The sequence below is a fragment of the Variovorax sp. UC74_104 genome (assembly GCF_044055375.1).
GTDB lineage: Bacteria > Pseudomonadota > Gammaproteobacteria > Burkholderiales > Burkholderiaceae_C > Variovorax.
Genome location: NZ_CP171978.1, coordinates 1,794,172 through 1,809,328, shown reverse-complemented (window position 1 = coordinate 1,809,328; position 15,157 = coordinate 1,794,172). Strand labels below are relative to the sequence as shown.

Annotated in this window: 12 protein-coding genes; all 12 read right to left on the bottom strand. The window is 69.6% G+C overall.

Annotation, left to right across the window (positions count from 1 at the left end; all coding sequences use genetic code 11):
- Positions 1 to 26: 26 nt before the first annotated feature.
- The gene (locus ACHMXA_RS08465) at positions 27 to 815 is read right to left on the bottom strand and encodes a cell division protein FtsQ/DivIB (RefSeq protein WP_395320060.1); all 789 of its coding nucleotides are present in this window, start codon (positions 813 to 815) and stop codon (positions 27 to 29) included.
- A gap of 2 nt (positions 816 to 817) precedes the next feature.
- The gene (locus tag ACHMXA_RS08460) at positions 818 to 1,789 is read right to left on the bottom strand and encodes a D-alanine--D-alanine ligase (RefSeq protein ID WP_395320058.1); all 972 of its coding nucleotides are present in this window, start codon (positions 1,787 to 1,789) and stop codon (positions 818 to 820) included.
- Complete coding sequence (gene murC, locus ACHMXA_RS08455; RefSeq protein ID WP_395320056.1) at positions 1,786 to 3,267, bottom strand: UDP-N-acetylmuramate--L-alanine ligase; 1,482 nt, start codon at positions 3,265 to 3,267, stop codon at positions 1,786 to 1,788. Before murC ends, ACHMXA_RS08460 begins: the two co-directional genes overlap by 4 nt.
- The gene (gene murG / locus ACHMXA_RS08450) at positions 3,264 to 4,328 is read right to left on the bottom strand and encodes an undecaprenyldiphospho-muramoylpentapeptide beta-N-acetylglucosaminyltransferase (protein ID WP_395320054.1); all 1,065 of its coding nucleotides are present in this window, start codon (positions 4,326 to 4,328) and stop codon (positions 3,264 to 3,266) included. The genes murC and murG overlap by 4 nt, the downstream gene beginning before the upstream one ends.
- Entirely contained in the window at positions 4,325 to 5,623 is a 1,299-nt protein-coding gene (gene ftsW, locus ACHMXA_RS08445) for a putative lipid II flippase FtsW (RefSeq protein ID WP_176667828.1), read from the bottom strand. The genes murG and ftsW overlap by 4 nt, the downstream gene beginning before the upstream one ends.
- The gene (gene murD / locus ACHMXA_RS08440; protein ID WP_395320051.1) at positions 5,620 to 7,791 is read right to left on the bottom strand and encodes a UDP-N-acetylmuramoyl-L-alanine--D-glutamate ligase; all 2,172 of its coding nucleotides are present in this window, start codon (positions 7,789 to 7,791) and stop codon (positions 5,620 to 5,622) included. Before murD ends, ftsW begins: the two co-directional genes overlap by 4 nt.
- A 7-nt stretch (positions 7,792 to 7,798) precedes the next feature.
- Positions 7,799 to 8,977 (bottom strand): phospho-N-acetylmuramoyl-pentapeptide-transferase, encoded by a 1,179-nt coding sequence (mraY, locus tag ACHMXA_RS08435; protein ID WP_395320049.1) that lies wholly within the window; start codon positions 8,975 to 8,977, stop codon positions 7,799 to 7,801.
- A gap of 15 nt (positions 8,978 to 8,992) precedes the next feature.
- Positions 8,993 to 10,438, bottom strand: a complete 1,446-nt coding sequence (gene murF / locus ACHMXA_RS08430) for a UDP-N-acetylmuramoyl-tripeptide--D-alanyl-D-alanine ligase (RefSeq protein ID WP_395320047.1) — start codon at positions 10,436 to 10,438, stop codon at positions 8,993 to 8,995.
- Complete coding sequence (locus ACHMXA_RS08425; protein ID WP_395320045.1) at positions 10,435 to 12,003, bottom strand: UDP-N-acetylmuramoyl-L-alanyl-D-glutamate--2,6-diaminopimelate ligase; 1,569 nt, start codon at positions 12,001 to 12,003, stop codon at positions 10,435 to 10,437. The genes murF and ACHMXA_RS08425 overlap by 4 nt, the downstream gene beginning before the upstream one ends.
- Before the next feature lie 2 nt (positions 12,004 to 12,005).
- Complete coding sequence (locus ACHMXA_RS08420) at positions 12,006 to 13,760, bottom strand: peptidoglycan D,D-transpeptidase FtsI family protein (RefSeq protein ID WP_395320043.1); 1,755 nt, start codon at positions 13,758 to 13,760, stop codon at positions 12,006 to 12,008.
- Positions 13,757 to 14,131 (bottom strand): cell division protein FtsL, encoded by a 375-nt coding sequence (ftsL, locus tag ACHMXA_RS08415; RefSeq protein ID WP_395320041.1) that lies wholly within the window; start codon positions 14,129 to 14,131, stop codon positions 13,757 to 13,759. The genes ACHMXA_RS08420 and ftsL overlap by 4 nt, the downstream gene beginning before the upstream one ends.
- A 94-nt stretch (positions 14,132 to 14,225) precedes the next feature.
- Complete coding sequence (gene rsmH, locus ACHMXA_RS08410) at positions 14,226 to 15,149, bottom strand: 16S rRNA (cytosine(1402)-N(4))-methyltransferase RsmH (protein ID WP_395320039.1); 924 nt, start codon at positions 15,147 to 15,149, stop codon at positions 14,226 to 14,228.
- Positions 15,150 to 15,157: the final 8 nt, after the last annotated feature.

Genomic DNA, 15,157 nt, shown 5'->3' with positions numbered 1-15,157 from the left:
AAATGTCCTCGATTCCTCGGTATTCGCTACTTGATTTTTCTTGGGGCCTCGGGCGAGACCGTGGTGACGCCGCGCAGCCGCAGTGCATACGCGTCGTTGTGGCGCAGGTCCGCGCCCTCGACGTCGGCCATGGTGCGGCGGTACTGGCCCGCGACCTGGGTCACGGTCTTCAGGAAGCGCTGCAGGCGGGCCGTCACCTCCTCGCCCTGGCCGCGGCCGAGCTCCAGCTCGGCGCCGCTGTCGAGCACCACCTTCCAGCTGCCGCGGCTCGACAGCGTGAGCTCGTCGATGCTCAGGTCGTAGGGCTGGAACTGCGGCTGCAGCACGCGGTACATGCCGAGCACCTGGCCGGCCTGCTCGATCGGGCCGTCCAGGCGCGGCAGGTTGTCGTCCACCTCGGCCACGTTGGCCTCGAACACGTCGCCGAAGCCGTTGATCAGCTTCGAGCTCGACTCGTCGCCCCAGGTGGCCACCGGCACCTGCTCGGTCAGCGTCACGCGCAGCTTGTTCGGGAACTCGCGCCGCACCACCGCGCTGCGCACCCACGGCACCGACTCGAAGGCCGCGCGCGCGCGCGCCAGGTCGATGGTGAAGAAATTGCCCTTGAGCTGCGGCGCCACGTTGGCGCGCAGCGTGACCGCGTTGTTGTGCGTGACCTCGCCGTCCACCTTGATGCCGGCGATCGGGAAGAAAGGCTGGCGCAGCACCCACCACGCGCCCGCGGCAAGCAGCATGAGCGCCACCGCCGCGAACGCAAGGTTGGCGACGATGTTCATGAGCTTGACGTCGAAGGGCGCTGGAATGCTGTCGGCCATGGCTATAGCGAGCCTCCCGTTGCGTCCAGCGTGGCGGCAGCCAGCACCCGCAGGCACAGCTCCTCGTACGCGATGCCCGCGGCGCGGGCCGACATCGGCACCAGCGAGTGGCTGGTCATGCCGGGCGAGGTGTTCATCTCGAGCAGGAAGGGCTTGCGGTCGCTGGCGCGGATCATCACGTCGGCGCGGCCCCAGCCGCGGCAGCCGAGCGTGCGGTAGGCGGCCAGCGTGATGCGCTGGATCTCGTGCTCCTCGGCTTCGGGCAGGCCGCTCGGGCACTGGTACTTCACGTCGTCGGTGAAGTACTTGTTCTGGTAGTCGTAGGCGCCCTCGGGCGCGGCGATGCGCACCACCGGCAGCGCGCGCGCGTCGAGCCCGTGGCCGAGCACGGCGCAGGTCACTTCCTCGCCCTCGATGAATTCCTCGCACAGCACGTCGGCGTCGTACTTGGCCGACAGCGCCACCGCGTCCTGCATCTCTGAATAACCTTGCACCTTGGTCACGCCGATGGACGAGCCTTCGCGCGGCGGCTTCACGATCAGCGGCAGGCCGAGCACGTCGGGCACCGCCCTGACCTGCTCGCGGCTTTGCTGGTCGAAGGCCAGGCGCACGTACTTGGGCGTGGGCAGGCCGTCGGCCTGCCAGATGCGCTTGGTCATGACCTTGTCCATCGCCACGCTCGAGGCCATCACGCCCGAGCCGGTGTAGGGAATGCCGAGCAGCTCGAGCGCGCCCTGCACGGTGCCGTCCTCGCCGTGGCGGCCGTGCAGCGCGACGAAGCAGCGCGCGAAGCCTTCATGCTTCAGCTCGGACAGTTCGCGCTGCGACGGATCGAAGGCATGCGCATCCACGCCGCGCGAGCGCAGCGCCTCCAGCACGCCGGTGCCCGACATCAGCGAGATTTCACGTTCGGCCGAACTGCCGCCGAACAGCACGGCGACCTTGCCGAAGAGCTTGGGGTCCTGAAGGCTCATGAGGCCCTCCCTTTGCGCGAGGCGCGCTCGGATGTTGAAGATGCGGCCGCCGCCGTAGCTGCCGTGGCCACCGCCGCGCCGAGCTCGACCACCTTGGCCGGCACCGCGCCGATGGAGCCCGCGCCCATCGAGAGCACCACGTCGCCCGGACGGGCGTTGTCGAGAATGGCGCGCGGCATCGCGGCGATGTCGTCGACGAAGACCGGCTCGACCTTGCCCGCCACGCGCAGCGCGCGCGCCAGCGTGCGGCCGTCGGCGGCCACGATGGGTGCCTCGCCGGCGGCATAGACCTCGCCGAGCAGCACCGCGTCGGCCGTGCCGATGACCTTCACGAAGTCCTCGAAGCAGTCGCGCGTGCGGGTGTAGCGGTGCGGCTGGAAGGCCAGCACCAGCCGGCGGCCCGGAAACGCGCCGCGCGCGGCCGCGATGGTGGCGGCCATCTCCACGGGGTGGTGGCCGTAGTCGTCGATCACCGTGAAGGTGCCGGCAGCATCCCCGCCCTGCACAGCCACGTCGCCGTAGCTCTGGAAGCGGCGGCCCACGCCCTTGAAACCGGCCAGCCCGCGCTGCACCGCCTCGTCGGAAATGCCGAGCTCGACCGCCACCGCGATCACCGACAGCGCATTGCGCACGTTGTGCTCGCCCGGCAGGTTCAGCACGATGGGCAGGTCGGGCAGCGTCACGCCGTTGCGGCGCTGCGCGGTGAAGTGCATCTGGCCGCCGACGGCGCGCACGTCGATGGCGCGCACCTGGGCGTCCTCGCCGAAGCCGTAGCTGGTGACCGGGCAGGTCACGTCGGCCACGATCTCGCGCACCGCCGGATCGTCGGTGCACAGAATGGCCACGCCGTAGAACGGCATGCGGTGCAGGAAGTCGACGAAGGCCTTCTTGAGCTTCGCGAAGTCGTGCCCGTAGGTCTCCATGTGGTCGGCGTCGATGTTCGTGACCACCGCCATCACCGGCAGCAGGTTCAGGAACGAGGCGTCCGACTCGTCGGCTTCCACCACGATGTAGTCGCCGCTGCCGAGCTGCGCGTTGGCGCCGGCGCTGTTTAGGCGCCCGCCGATCACGAAGGTCGGATCGAGCCCGGCGGCGTCGAGCACGCTCGCCACCAGGCTGGTGGTCGTGGTCTTGCCGTGCGTGCCGGCAATGGCGATGCCCTGCTTCAGCCGCATCAGCTCGGCCAGCATCAGCGCGCGCGGCACGACCGGAATGCGCTTCTCGCGCGCGGCCAGCACCTCGGGGTTGTCCGACTGCACCGCCGTCGACGTGACGACCGCATCCGCACCCTCGATGTGCGCGGCCGCGTGGCCCACGAAGGTGCCGATGCCCAGGCCAGCGAGCCGGCGCAGCGTGGCGCTGTCGGCCAGGTCGGAGCCGGTGATCTTGTAGCCCAGGTTCAGCAGCACTTCGGCGATGCCGCTCATGCCGGAACCGCCGATGCCCACGAAGTGAATATGACGAATAGCGTGCTTCATCTTGCAAGCTCCTCGCAGGCTCTGACGACGGCTTCCACCGCCTCTGTCTTCTGCATGGTCTTGGCCTTCTCGGCCTTCTCTATCAGCGCATCGCGCCCGGTTTTCTGTAGCAAGTCAGCCAGCAATTCAGGAGTGAGGTCGGCCTGCTGCACCAGCCAGCCGCCGCCCGCGTCCACGAGGAAGCGCGCATTGGTGGTCTGGTGGTCGTCGACCGCCGATGGGTAAGGCACGAACAGCGCTGCTGCGCCGACGGCCGCGATTTCTGTGACGGTGCTGGCACCGGCGCGCGCGACGATGATGTCGGCGTCCGCGTAGGCCTGCGCGGTGTCTTCGATGAAGGGCGTGAGTTCGCCTTCGACGCCCGCGGCCTCGTAGTTGGCGCGCAGTTCGTCGATCTGCCTGGCGCCGCTCTGGTGCAGCACCTGCGGGCGCGAGGCCGGCTCGATGCGGGCCAGCGCCTGCGGCACCACGGTGTTGAGGCCGCGCGCGCCAAGGCTGCCGCCCACCACCAGCAATTTCAGCGGACCGGTGCGGCCCGCGAAACGCTCGGCCGGCGCCGGCTTGGAAGTGAAGGCCGCACGCAGCGGGTTGCCCACCCACTGCGCCTTCTTCAGCACGTTGGGGAAGGCGGTGAACACGCGGTCGGCCACGCCCGCCAGCACCTTGTTGGCGAGGCCGGCCACCGAGTTCTGCTCGTGCAGCACCAGCGGCTTGCCGATCAGCACGCCCATCATCCCGCCGGGGAAGGTGATGTAGCCGCCCAGGCCCACCAGCACGTCGGGCTTCACGCGGCGCACCACGCCCAGGCTCTGCCAGAAGGCGCGCAGCAGGCGCAGTGGCAGCAGGAACAGCGTGAGCGGGCCCTTGCCGCGCACGCCGCCGAACTGCACGGGCTCGAAGGCGAAGCCGCGCGGCGGAACCAGTTTTTCTTCCATGCTGCCGGGAGCGCCGAGCCAGTGCACCTTCCAGCCGCGCTCGCGCAAGGCCTCGGCCACGGCGAGTCCGGGGAAGATGTGGCCGCCGGTGCCGCCGGCCATGACGAGTGCGGTGCGACCGGTCATACGCGACCTCCTCTCATGAGGACTCGATTCTCGTAATCGATGCGCAGAACGACTGCCAGCGCCACCAGGTTCATCAGGATCGCCGAGCCGCCGAAGCTCATCAGCGGCAGCGTCAGCCCCTTGGTCGGCAGTGCGCCGAGGTTCACACCCATGTTGATGAAGGTCTGGAAGCCCAGCCACACGCCCACGCCCTGGGCCACGAGGCCCGAGAACACGCGGTCGAGCGCGATGGCCTGGCGGCCGATGTGCATGATGCGGCGCGTGAGCCAGAGGAACAGGCCGATGATCAGCAGCACGCCGACGAGGCCGAACTCCTCGCCGATCACGGCCAGCAGGAAGTCGGTGTGCGCCTCGGGCAGCCAGTGCAGCTTCTCGACGCTGCCGCCCAGGCCCACGCCGAAGATCTCGCCGCGCCCGATGGCGATCAGCGAGTGCGACAGCTGGTAGCCCTTGCCCAGCGCGTGCTCCTCGCTCCACGGATCGAGGTACGCGAAGATGCGCTCGCGGCGCCACGGGCTGCTCGCGACGATGGTGCCGAAGGCCACCACCACCAGCGCGGCGATCAGGAAGAACATGCGCGCGTTCACGCCGCCCAGGAACAGGATGCCCATGGCGATCACGGCGATCACCATGAAGGCGCCCATGTCGGGCTCCGCCATCACAAGCATGCCGACCACCACCACCGCCACGCCCATCGGCAGCACGGCGCGGAAGAAGCGCTCCTTGATCTCCATCTTGCGCACCATGTAGCTGGCGGCGTAGAGCACCATCGCCAGCTTGGCCAGCTCCGAGGGCTGGAAGCGCATGAAGCCCATCGGCAGCCAGCGGCGCGCGCCGTTCACGTTGATGCCGATGTGCGGAATGAGCACCGCCACCAGCAGCAGCAGCGAGGCCACGAAGAGCCAGGGCGCGGCGCGCTCCCAGGTCTTCATCGGGATCTGGAAGGCCAGCAGCGCGGCGATGAACGCGAACACCACCGAGGCCGCGTGGCGCGTGAGGAAGTACGAGGCGCTGTAGCCGGCGCGCGCGAAGCGCGGGTTGTCGGGCAGCGCGATGGAGGCCGAATACACCATGATCAGGCCCCAGGTCAGCAGCGCGACCGTGACCCAGACCAGCGCCTGGTCGAAGCCCAACACGCGCATCGGCGTGGCCTTGGTCTGCGCGATGCCGGCGCCGCCCAGCCGCACGGGCAGGTGCACGGGCAGCGAGTCGATCCCGCTGCGCGCGCGCCTGAACCAGCCGCCGAAACGGCTGGTGGATGCGTTGGGCGTGGCGCCTGAGGCGGCAGAGTTCAAACCGGGTCCTCCGTCGTCGAATCGCCCAGGCCGCGCGGGCTGTCGGCGTAGGCCTGCACGGCCTCGCGGAACACCTCGGCGCGGTGCGCGTAGTCCTTGAACATGTCGAAGCTCGCACAGGCCGGTGACAGCAGCACGGCATCGCCGGGGTTGGCGCGCGCGGAGGCGAGCTTCACGGCCTCGTCCATCGAGGCGGCGTGCAGCAGCGAGACGCCGGTGGATGCCAGCGCGGCTTCGATGACCGGCGCGTCGCGGCCGATGAGCACCACGGCGCGCGCGTACTGGCGCACGGGCGCGGCGAGCGGCTCGAAGTCCTGCCCCTTGCCTTCGCCGCCGAGGATGACGACCACGCGGCGCTCCTCACCCAGCCCGGTCAGCGCGGCGGCGGTGGCGCCCACGTTGGTGCCCTTGCTGTCGTCGAAGTACTCGACCTCGTCGATGACGGCGATGGGCTCCACGCGGTGCGGCTCGCCCTGGTACTCGCGCAGGCCGTAGAGCATGGCGTTCAGCGGGCAGCCGGCAGCGCTGGCCAGCGCCAGGGCCGCGAGCGCGTTCATGGCGTTGTGTCGGCCGCGGATGCGCAGCGCGTCGGCGGGCATCAGGCGCTGCAGGAAGATCTCTTCCTCGACCACGGCACCGCGCTTGCGCTTCTGCGTCTCGTCGGCCTCCAGCGCGCGCACCAGCCAGGACATGCCGTTGACGCGCTCGATGCCGTAGTCGCCCGGGCGCATCGGCATCGCGGAGCCGAAGGTGACGTGCGTGCGGATCTGCGGGCGCTGCAGCTTGACCCTGACGGGCGCGGGCAGCATCGCCATCACGCCAGCGTCGTCGCGGTTGAGGATCATCAGCCCGTGCGCGCCGAAGATGCGCGCCTTGGCCGCACCGTACGACGCCATATCGCCGTGCCAGTCCAGGTGGTCCTGCGAGAGGTTGAGCACGGTCGCGGCGGTGGGCTCGAAGCCCTGAACGCCGTCGAGCTGGAAGCTGGACAGCTCCAGCACCCACACGTCGGGCAGCGTCTCGGCATCCATGTGCGCCGAAAGCGTGTCGAGCAGCGTCGGGCCGATGTTGCCGGCCACGGCCACGGTCTTGCCCCCACGCTCGACCAGCTGGCCGGTGAGCGAGGTGACCGTCGTCTTGCCGTTGGTGCCGGTGATGGCCAGCACCGCGGGCGTGTAGCCCTTGGGCGCCTCGGGCTCCACGGGCGGGGCCAGTTCGAGCTGCGGCGAGGGCTCTTCCTCGACGGCGGCCGAGGCCGGGTTGGTGGCGGAGAGCTCGGCGATGCGCGCGACGAACTCGGCGGCTTCCTTGGCTGCGGTCGGGACGTAGGGCTTACCGATGGTGGGCAGGCGGGAAACGGTGGCGGGCGCGGGCGTAGCTGCCGGAGCTTCGGAAGTCTCGGGGGCGATGGGTTCGGGAGCCTGCGGTGTTTCGGCCGTGGCCGCGTCGGTGGATTCGGATGCGGGTTCTGCCGCCGGCTGTGCGACAGCCTCCGTGGCTTCGGCAGGCGCGGGCGATTCTTCGGCCTGCGGCGGCTGCGGCACGGCGACGCTCATCGACGGATCGCGCGACATGGCTTCGGCCTGCGCGGGCACGGTCGGCTCGGGAGCCGGTTCGGCGACTGCTTCGGCGGCGGGCGATTCGGCTTCCGCAGGAGCGGCGGACGGCTGAATCGGCTCAGCTTCGGCCGCCACCTGATCGGCGGCCGCGGGCTCTTCCAGCGACAGTTCCGCCTGAGGCTCGGGCTCGGCGGCTTCCACGGGCGCTTCGGCAGCAGGCGCGGCCTCCGGTTCCGCCTCGGCTTCCACCACCGGCACTTCCACCGTACGCAGATCCAGCAGCGCACGTGCGAAAAGATCCAGCTCGCCGCCAACCGGCAGCCCCACGGCACGCGCCGCATCGGCCACCGGCGCGATGGTCGCGGGCGACAGGCCCGGCGAGCGGTACACGGCGCGGATCGGCGTGCCTTCGACCAGCGCGGCCGAGAACGGCCCGCTGACGAAGGTCACGCCCGGCAGTTCCTCGCGCAGCGTGGCGAGCAGTGCTGGCGCCTCGCGCGTGTCGGCCACGGTCACGACCGCGCCGTGGCGCGCGCACCAGCGCGCCATCGCCAGCCCGGACGCGCCGAGGCCGAGGATGAGGACGGGGAGGTCTTTCAGGTGCCGCATGTTTCCGTTACCGCAGCTTCAGCGTCGAAAGGCCCACGAGGCACAGCAGCATCGTGATGATCCAGAAGCGCACCACGACCTGCGTCTCGCGCCAGCCGCTCTTCTCGAAGTGATGGTGCAGCGGCGCCATCTTGAGCACGCGCCGGCCTTCGCCGAAGCGCTTCTTCGTGTACTTGAAGTAGGTGACCTGGGCCATCACCGAGATCGCTTCGACCACGAAGATGCCGCCCATGATGAAGAACACGATCTCCTGGCGCACGATGACCGCGATGGTGCCCAGCGCGCCGCCCAGCGCCAGCGCGCCCACGTCGCCCATGAACACCTGCGCCGGATGCGTGTTGAACCACAGGAAGGCCAGGCCCGCGCCGGCCATGGCCGAGCAGAACACCAGCAGCTCGCCCGAGCCGGGGATGTTGGGGAACAGCAGGTACTTGGAATACACCGCGCTGCCCGTGACGTAGGCGAACACGCCCAGCGCCGAGCCCACCATCACCACCGGCATGATCGCCAGCCCGTCCAGGCCGTCGGTCAGGTTCACGGCGTTGCTCGCGCCCACGATCACCAGGTAGGTGAGGATCACGAAGCCGATGCCGCCCAGCGGATAGCTCACTTCCTTGAAGAAGGGCACCAGCAGGTTGATCTTGGGCGGGAAGTCGAGGTCGAAGCCCGACTGCACCCATGCGAAGAACAGCTGCACCACGCGCCAGTTGGAGCTCTCCGAGATGCTGAAGAGCAGGTAGAAGGCCGCGATCAGCCCCACCACCGACTGCCAGAAATACTTCTCGCGCGAGCGCATGCCCTCCGGGTCCTTGCGCACCACCTTGCGCCAGTCGTCCACCCAGCCGATGGCGCCGAAGCCCATGGTCACCCACAGCACGATCCACACGAACCTGTTGGAGATGTCGAACCACAGCAGCGTGGCGAATGCGATCGAGAACAGCACCAGCACGCCGCCCATGGTGGGCGTGCCGCTCTTGGTGAGGTGCGTCTCCATGCCGTAGCCGCGCACCGGCTGGCCGATCTTGAGCGCGGTGAGGCGGCGGATCACGTAGGGGCCGGCCACCAGGCCGACCACGAGCGCCGTCAGCGCGGCCATCAGCGCACGGAAGGTGAGGTACTGGAAGATGCGCAGGAACCCGAACTCGGGCGACAGCGTCTGCAGCCATTGGGCCAGTGTCAGCAGCATGTGGTTTCGCGCGGCTCATGCGTCATGGCCGCCCTCCTCTTGTTGTTGTGGTTGTTGTTGCCGTGCCTGCTCGACGACCTGCACCACGCGCTCCATCTTCATGAAGCGCGATCCCTTGACGAGCACGCTGCCGGCCTGCGGCAGGCGTGCGAGCACGGCCGCGGCGAGCGCGTCGAACTCTTCGAAATGGCGGCCGTCGGCGCCGGCGAAAGCGGCAACGGTGTGCGCGGTGGCGGCGCCGAGCGCATAGACGGACTCGATGCCGCGCCGGCGGGCATGCTCGCCCACTTCGGCGTGGAACTCGGGCGAGCGGTCGCCCACCTCGCCCATGTCGCCCAGCACCAGCAGGCGCGGGCCTGGCAGCGCGGCCAGCACGTCGATGGCGGCGATCACGGAATCGGGGTTGGCGTTGTAGCTGTCGTCGACCAGCGTGAGCGCATGCCCGCCGGGCAGCGCGATCTCGCTGGCGCGCGAGCGGCCCTTGACCGGCTCGAAGGCCGACAGGCCCGCGCCGATAGTCTCCAGCGACACGCCCGCCGCGAGCGCGCAGGCCGTGGCGGCCAGCGCATTGACGACGTTGTGCCGGCCGGCGATGTGCAGGCGCGCGTCGAAGTTGCCCACCGGCGTGCGGATGCCCACGGCCCAGGCCCCCTGCTTCCATTCGGCGCGCAGCAGCGAGACGTCGGCGTCCTCGTGCTCGCCGAAGGTCAGGCAGCGGCGCGAGCCGCCCGCGTGCGCCATGTCGGTCCACAGCGAGGTGAACTCGTCGCCGTAGGGGAAGACCGCCGTGCCGTCTTCCGGCAGCACCGCGAACACGGCGGCGTTCTCGACGGCCACCGCCTCGACAGTGGCCATGAACTCCTGATGCTCGCGCTGCGCGTTGTTGACCAGCGCGATGGTCGGACGCGAGATGGCCGCCAGCCGCGCGATCTCGCCCGGATGGTTCATGCCCAACTCCAGCACCGCGCGCTGGTGCTGCGCGCGCAGGCGCAGCAGCGTGAGCGGCACGCCGATCTCGTTGTTGAAGTTGCCGGCCGTGGCCAGCGCCCGTTCGGCGCGGAAGGCGAACAGCACGGCCGCGATCATCTGCGTGACCGTGGTCTTGCCGTTGCTGCCGGTCACGGCGATCAGCGGCAGGTCGAACTGCGCGCGCCAGCCCGCGCCGAGCGCGCCCAGCGCGACCAGCGAGTCGGGCACCTCGAGGCCTGCGAGGCCCGCGGCCTCCAGGCCGTGGTGCGCGATGGCTGCAACTGCCCCTTGCTTCTTCGCCTCGGCGAGGAAATCGTTGGCGTCGAAGCGCTCGCCCTTCAGCGCGACGAACAGGTCGCCGGGCGCGAGCGTGCGCGTGTCGGTGTGCACGCGGGCGATGACGATGGATCCGTCGCCGACGAGGCGCGAACCCGGAATCCATTGCTGGATCCGGGTCAGGGTGATGTCCAGGGGTGTCGTGATGCCGGTCATGCCGCGGCTCCCCTCTTTGCCAGCGCCTGCAGCGCATGGGCCTTGTCCGAGAACTCGATGCGCTGGCCGGCGATTTCCTGCCAGGCCTCGTGGCCCTTGCCGGCGATCAGCACCACGTCTTGTGGCGCGGCCTGCGCGATCGCGTCGGCGATGGCCACCGCGCGGTCGGGCTGCACCTGCGCCGCGTCGGGGCGCGAGAAACCGCGCAGCACCTGGCTGATGATCGCGTCGGGCTTCTCGCTGCGCGGGTTGTCGCTGGTGACGATCACACGGTCGGCCTGGCGCTCGGCGACGGCGGCCATCATCGGGCGCTTGATCGGGTCGCGGTCGCCGCCGCAGCCGAACAGGCACCACAGCGCGCCGCCGCGCTGCTTTGCCAGCGGGCGCAGGCCGATCAGCGCCTTGTCGAGCGCGTCGGGCGTGTGGGCGTAGTCGACCACGGCCAGCGGGGCGCCTTCGCCGGTGCCCGCGCGGTCCATGCGGCCGGGCACGCTGGTGAGATTGGCGCAGGCGGCCACGGCCTGGGCCAGCGTGAGGCCCAGCGCGCGCAGCGTGCCGAGCACGCCCAGCAGGTTCGAGACGTTGTACTGGCCGATGAGCCCGGTCGACAGGCGCTCCACGGCAGCCGTGCCGTGCTCGGCCACCGAGAACTGCAGGCCCTGCGCGTCGTAGCCGATGTCGCGCGCCACGAGACGGGCCGGCTTGCCGCCGGCCGACACGGTCCAGACGTCGAGCGCGCCGATGCCGGCGTCGAGCAGGTTCGCGCACAGGCTGGCGCCGTGCGTGTCGTCGATGTTGATCACCGCGGCGCGCAGGCCGGGCCAGCGGAACAGCTCGGCCTTGGCCTGCCAGTAGGCGTCCATGCTGCCGTGGTAGTCGAGGTGGTCCTGCGTGAAGTTGGTGAACACCGCCACGGCGATCTGCGCGCCGTCGAGGCGGCGCTCGGCGATGCCGATGGACGATGCCTCGATGGCGCAGGCGCCGAAGCCGCGCGTGACGAGCGAGCGCAGCTCGCGCTGCATCATCACCGGGTCTGGCGTGGTGAGGCCGGTGTAGGTCAGATCGGGCGGCACGCCGATGCCCAGCGTGCCCATCACCGCGCAGGGCGACGGCGCGTCGCGCTGCATCGTGCCGTCGGGCTTCATCACGCGCACGCCGCCGGCCGCCCGCAGCGTGGACAACGACTCGGCCAGCCACCAGGCGGTGGAAGTCTTGCCGTTGGTGCCCGTCACGGCCAGCAGTTCGAGCACGGCCGAGGGGTTGTCGTAGAAGGCCGAGGCGATCGGGCCGGTGGCGGCCTTCAGGCCGGGGTAGCTCACGATGCGCTCGCTGTATTCGCCCTGATCGAAGCCGAAGGGCTCGACGCCCTCGTGCTCCACCAGGCAGACGGCGGCGCCCTGCGCCAGCGCGGCAGCCACGTGCCTGCGCCCGTCGGTGGCGGCGCCGGGCCAGGCGATGAAGACGTCGCCCGCGCCCACGGCGCGGCTGTCGGCGTGCAGCGCGGCCTGCGGCGCGCGCTCCTTCAGCCAGGCGGCGACCAGTTGGGGGGAAGTGAAGGTCAGCATGTTCAGAAGCTCTCGTCGACGCCCTGCGTCATCACAAGCGGTTTGACCGCCAGGTCGGGCGGTACGTTCATCATGCGCAGCGTCTGCTGCACGACCTCGCTGAACACGGGAGCGGCCGCCAGGCCGCCGAAATACTGGCCGTCGCTGGGCTCGTCGATCATCACCGCGACGATGATGCGCGGCTTCTCGATGGGCGCCATGCCGGTGAACCACGCGCGGTACTTGTTGCTGGCGTAGCCCTTGCCGACCTGCTTGTGGGCCGTGCCCGACTTGCCGCCGACCGAATAGCCGACCGTCTGCGCGCGCGTGCCGGTGCCGCCGGGGCCGGCGGCCATCTGCAGCATCTTGCGCACCGCCAGCGCGTTGGACGGCGAGAACACGCGCACGCCCACCGGCGGCTCGGAGTTCTTCAGGATGGTCACCGGGATGAGCGAGCCGTCGTGCGCGAACGCGGTGTACGAATGCGCCATCTGGAACAGCGACGCCGACAGGCCGTAGCCATAGGCCATGGTGGCCTGCTCGACCGGCTTCCAGGTCTTCCAGGGGCGCAGCCGGCCGGTCACGGCGCCGGGGAACTGGATCTGCGGCTTCTGGCCGTAGCCCAGCGCGGTGTAGGTGTCCCACATCTCGTGCGGGGTCATCTTCTGGGCGATCTTGAGCGCGCCGACGTTGCTCGACTTCTGAATCACGCCCTCGACCGTCAGCGTGCCGTAGTTGTGCGTGTCGCTGATGGTGAAGCCGCCGATCTGGTAGCGGCCGGGCCCGGTTTCGATCAGCGTCGAGGGCTTCACGCGGCCGGCTTCCAGCGCCATGCCCACCGTGATCGGCTTCATGGTCGAGCCGGGCTCGAAGGTGTCGGTGAGCGCGCGGTTGCGCAGCTGCTCGCCGGTAAGGTTCTGGCGCTTGTCGGGCACGTAGCTCGGGTAGTTGGCCAGCGCCAGCACCTCGCCGGTGACGGAGTCGAGCACCACCACGCTGCCGGCCTTGGCCTTGCGCGCGGTCACGGCGTCGCGCAGCTTCTGGTAGGCGAAGAACTGCACCTTGCTGTCGACGCTGAGCTGGATGTCCTTGCCGTCCAGCGGCGGCACGGTCTCGCCCACGCCCTCGACCACGCGGCCCAGGCGGTCCTTGATGACGCGGCGCGATCCGGCCTTGCCGGCCAGGTCCTTGTTGAAGGCCAGCTCGATGCCTTCCTGACCGTTGTCTTCCACGTTGGTGAAGCCCACCACGTGCGCGGCGGCCTCGCCCTCGGGGTACTGGCGCTTGTATTCCTTGCGCTGGTAGATGCCCTTGAGGTTCATCGCCGCGATCTGCTTGGCGATGGGCTCGTCGACCTGGCGCTTGATCCAGACGAAGGTCTTGTCCTCGTCCTCGAGCTTCTTGTCGAAGTCCTTCTGCGACATCTCCAGCAGCTTGGCCACCTGCTTGAGCTTGGCGCGCACCTCGGGGTCGTCGCGCTCGATGTCCTCCGGAATGGCCCAGATGCTGGGCGCGACCACGCTGGAGGCGAGGATGAGCCCGTTGCGGTCGAGGATGCGGCCGCGATTGGCCGGCAGCTCCAGCGTTCGCGCGAAGCGCACCTCGCCCTGGCGCTGGAAGAAGCTGTTGCCGATGACCTGCACGTAGGCCGCGCGGCCGGCCAGCACCAGGAAGCCGAAGGCGATGCCGGCCACGATGAGCTTGCTGCGCCACACCGGCGTCTTGCTCGCGAGCAAGGGGCTGGTGGTGTAGCGGACGCTGCGGTTGCCACGGGTCATCGCGCGGCCCTCGCTGCGGTGGCCGGCTTGGCCACGGGTTTGGCTGCCGGCTTGGCGGTGGTGGCGGCCGGCGTCGGCGCCACCGGTGCGACGGCGGGAATCACGGAGCCGTCGGGGCGCACGTATTGCGTGATCGCCGGGGAGGTGGTGCGCATCTGCAGCTGCTCCTTGGCGAGCCGCTCGACGCGCAGCGGCGTGGCCTGCGCGCGCTTCTCGACCTGCAGGCGGTCGCGCTCGGTTTCCAGGCGGCGGGCGTCCTGCTGCACGCGGTCGAGCTCGGTGTAGAGCTGGCGCGACAGGTACTGGGTGTGCACAAGGTACAAAGCCGTCGCAATGACGGCCATCAGCAGGAGCAGGTTCACGCGGGCCATGGCTAGAGAACCTCCCCCAGGCTGCGCCGCTGCGCGGCTTCGCCCACCCCCTCGCAAGCGAGGGGGCGAGCGCCTTCGGGCGGCCGGGCGGCGCTCATGGGGCCTCCGTTCGTTCCGCCACTCGCAGAATGGCGCTGCGCGCTCGCGGGTTACCGCTCACCTCGGCCTCCGAGGGCTTGATGCGCTCCAGCGCGCGCAGCTTCATGGCCTTGGGCGCGGCGAACGGCGCGCGGCGGTCGTAGACCTCCTTCGAATGCTTCGCGATGAACTGCTTGACGATGCGGTCTTCCAGCGAATGGAAGCTGATGACCGCGAGCCGCCCACCGGGCTGCAGCACCGACAGGCTGGCTTCTAGCGCCTGTTGCAGCTCTTCAAGCTCGGCGTTGATGAAAATCCGAAAAGCCTGAAATGTGCGCGTTGCAGGGTTCTGGCCCGGCTCGCGGGTTTTGACCGTGCCAGCCACGAGCTCGGCCAGTTCGGTGGTGGTTGAAATTGGGCCCCGTTCTTGTCGGCGAGCAACAATCGCCTTTGCAATCTGAACAGCAAACCGTTCTTCGCCATAGTCACGGATCACCTCTGCAATCTGCTGTAGTTCGGCCGTTGCCAGCCACTCGGCCACGCTCTCGCCGCGCGTGGTGTCCATGCGCATGTCGAGCGGACCGTCGAAACGAAAACTGAAACCGCGCACCGGGTTGTCGATCTGCGGCGAGCTCACGCCCAGGTCCATGAGCAGGCCCGCGACGCTCGCATCGGGCAGTTCGCCGATCGAACGGAATCCCTGGTGGCGGATGGAAAAACGCGCATCGGAGATGCGCGCTGCTTCGGCCACTGCTTCCGCATCCTTGTCGAATGCGATGAGCCTGCCTTCCGGCGCCAGCCGCGCGAGGATCGCGCGCGCGTGCCCTCCTCTTCCGAAGGTGGCGTCCACGTAGGTGCCGGTGGCCGCCGTGCTGCCGGATAGAAGAGCTTCCACCGCCTCGCCGAGCAAGACGGTCGTGTGGGTCCAGGGCGTGTTCACGATGCCCC

Bases quoted from the DNA above. Each gene is read 5' to 3' on its own strand.
- ACHMXA_RS08460 (WP_395320058.1), bottom strand. From the start codon at position 1,789: ATGAGCCTTCAGGACCCCAAGCTCTTCGGCAAGGTCGCCGTGCTGTTC.
- ACHMXA_RS08425 (WP_395320045.1), bottom strand. From the start codon at position 12,003: ATGCTGACCTTCACTTCCCCCCAACTGGTCGCCGCCTGGCTGAAGGAG.
- murC (WP_395320056.1), bottom strand. From the start codon at position 3,267: ATGAAGCACGCTATTCGTCATATTCACTTCGTGGGCATCGGCGGTTCC.
- ftsL (WP_395320041.1), bottom strand. From the start codon at position 14,131: ATGGCCCGCGTGAACCTGCTCCTGCTGATGGCCGTCATTGCGACGGCT.
- ACHMXA_RS08420 (WP_395320043.1), bottom strand. From the start codon at position 13,760: ATGACCCGTGGCAACCGCAGCGTCCGCTACACCACCAGCCCCTTGCTC.
- murD (WP_395320051.1), bottom strand. From the start codon at position 7,791: ATGCGGCACCTGAAAGACCTCCCCGTCCTCATCCTCGGCCTCGGCGCG.
- murF (WP_395320047.1), bottom strand. From the start codon at position 10,438: ATGACCGGCATCACGACACCCCTGGACATCACCCTGACCCGGATCCAG.
- mraY (WP_395320049.1), bottom strand. From the start codon at position 8,977: ATGCTGCTGACACTGGCCCAATGGCTGCAGACGCTGTCGCCCGAGTTC.
- murG (WP_395320054.1), bottom strand. From the start codon at position 4,328: ATGACCGGTCGCACCGCACTCGTCATGGCCGGCGGCACCGGCGGCCAC.
- ACHMXA_RS08465 (WP_395320060.1), bottom strand. From the start codon at position 815: ATGGCCGACAGCATTCCAGCGCCCTTCGACGTCAAGCTCATGAACATC.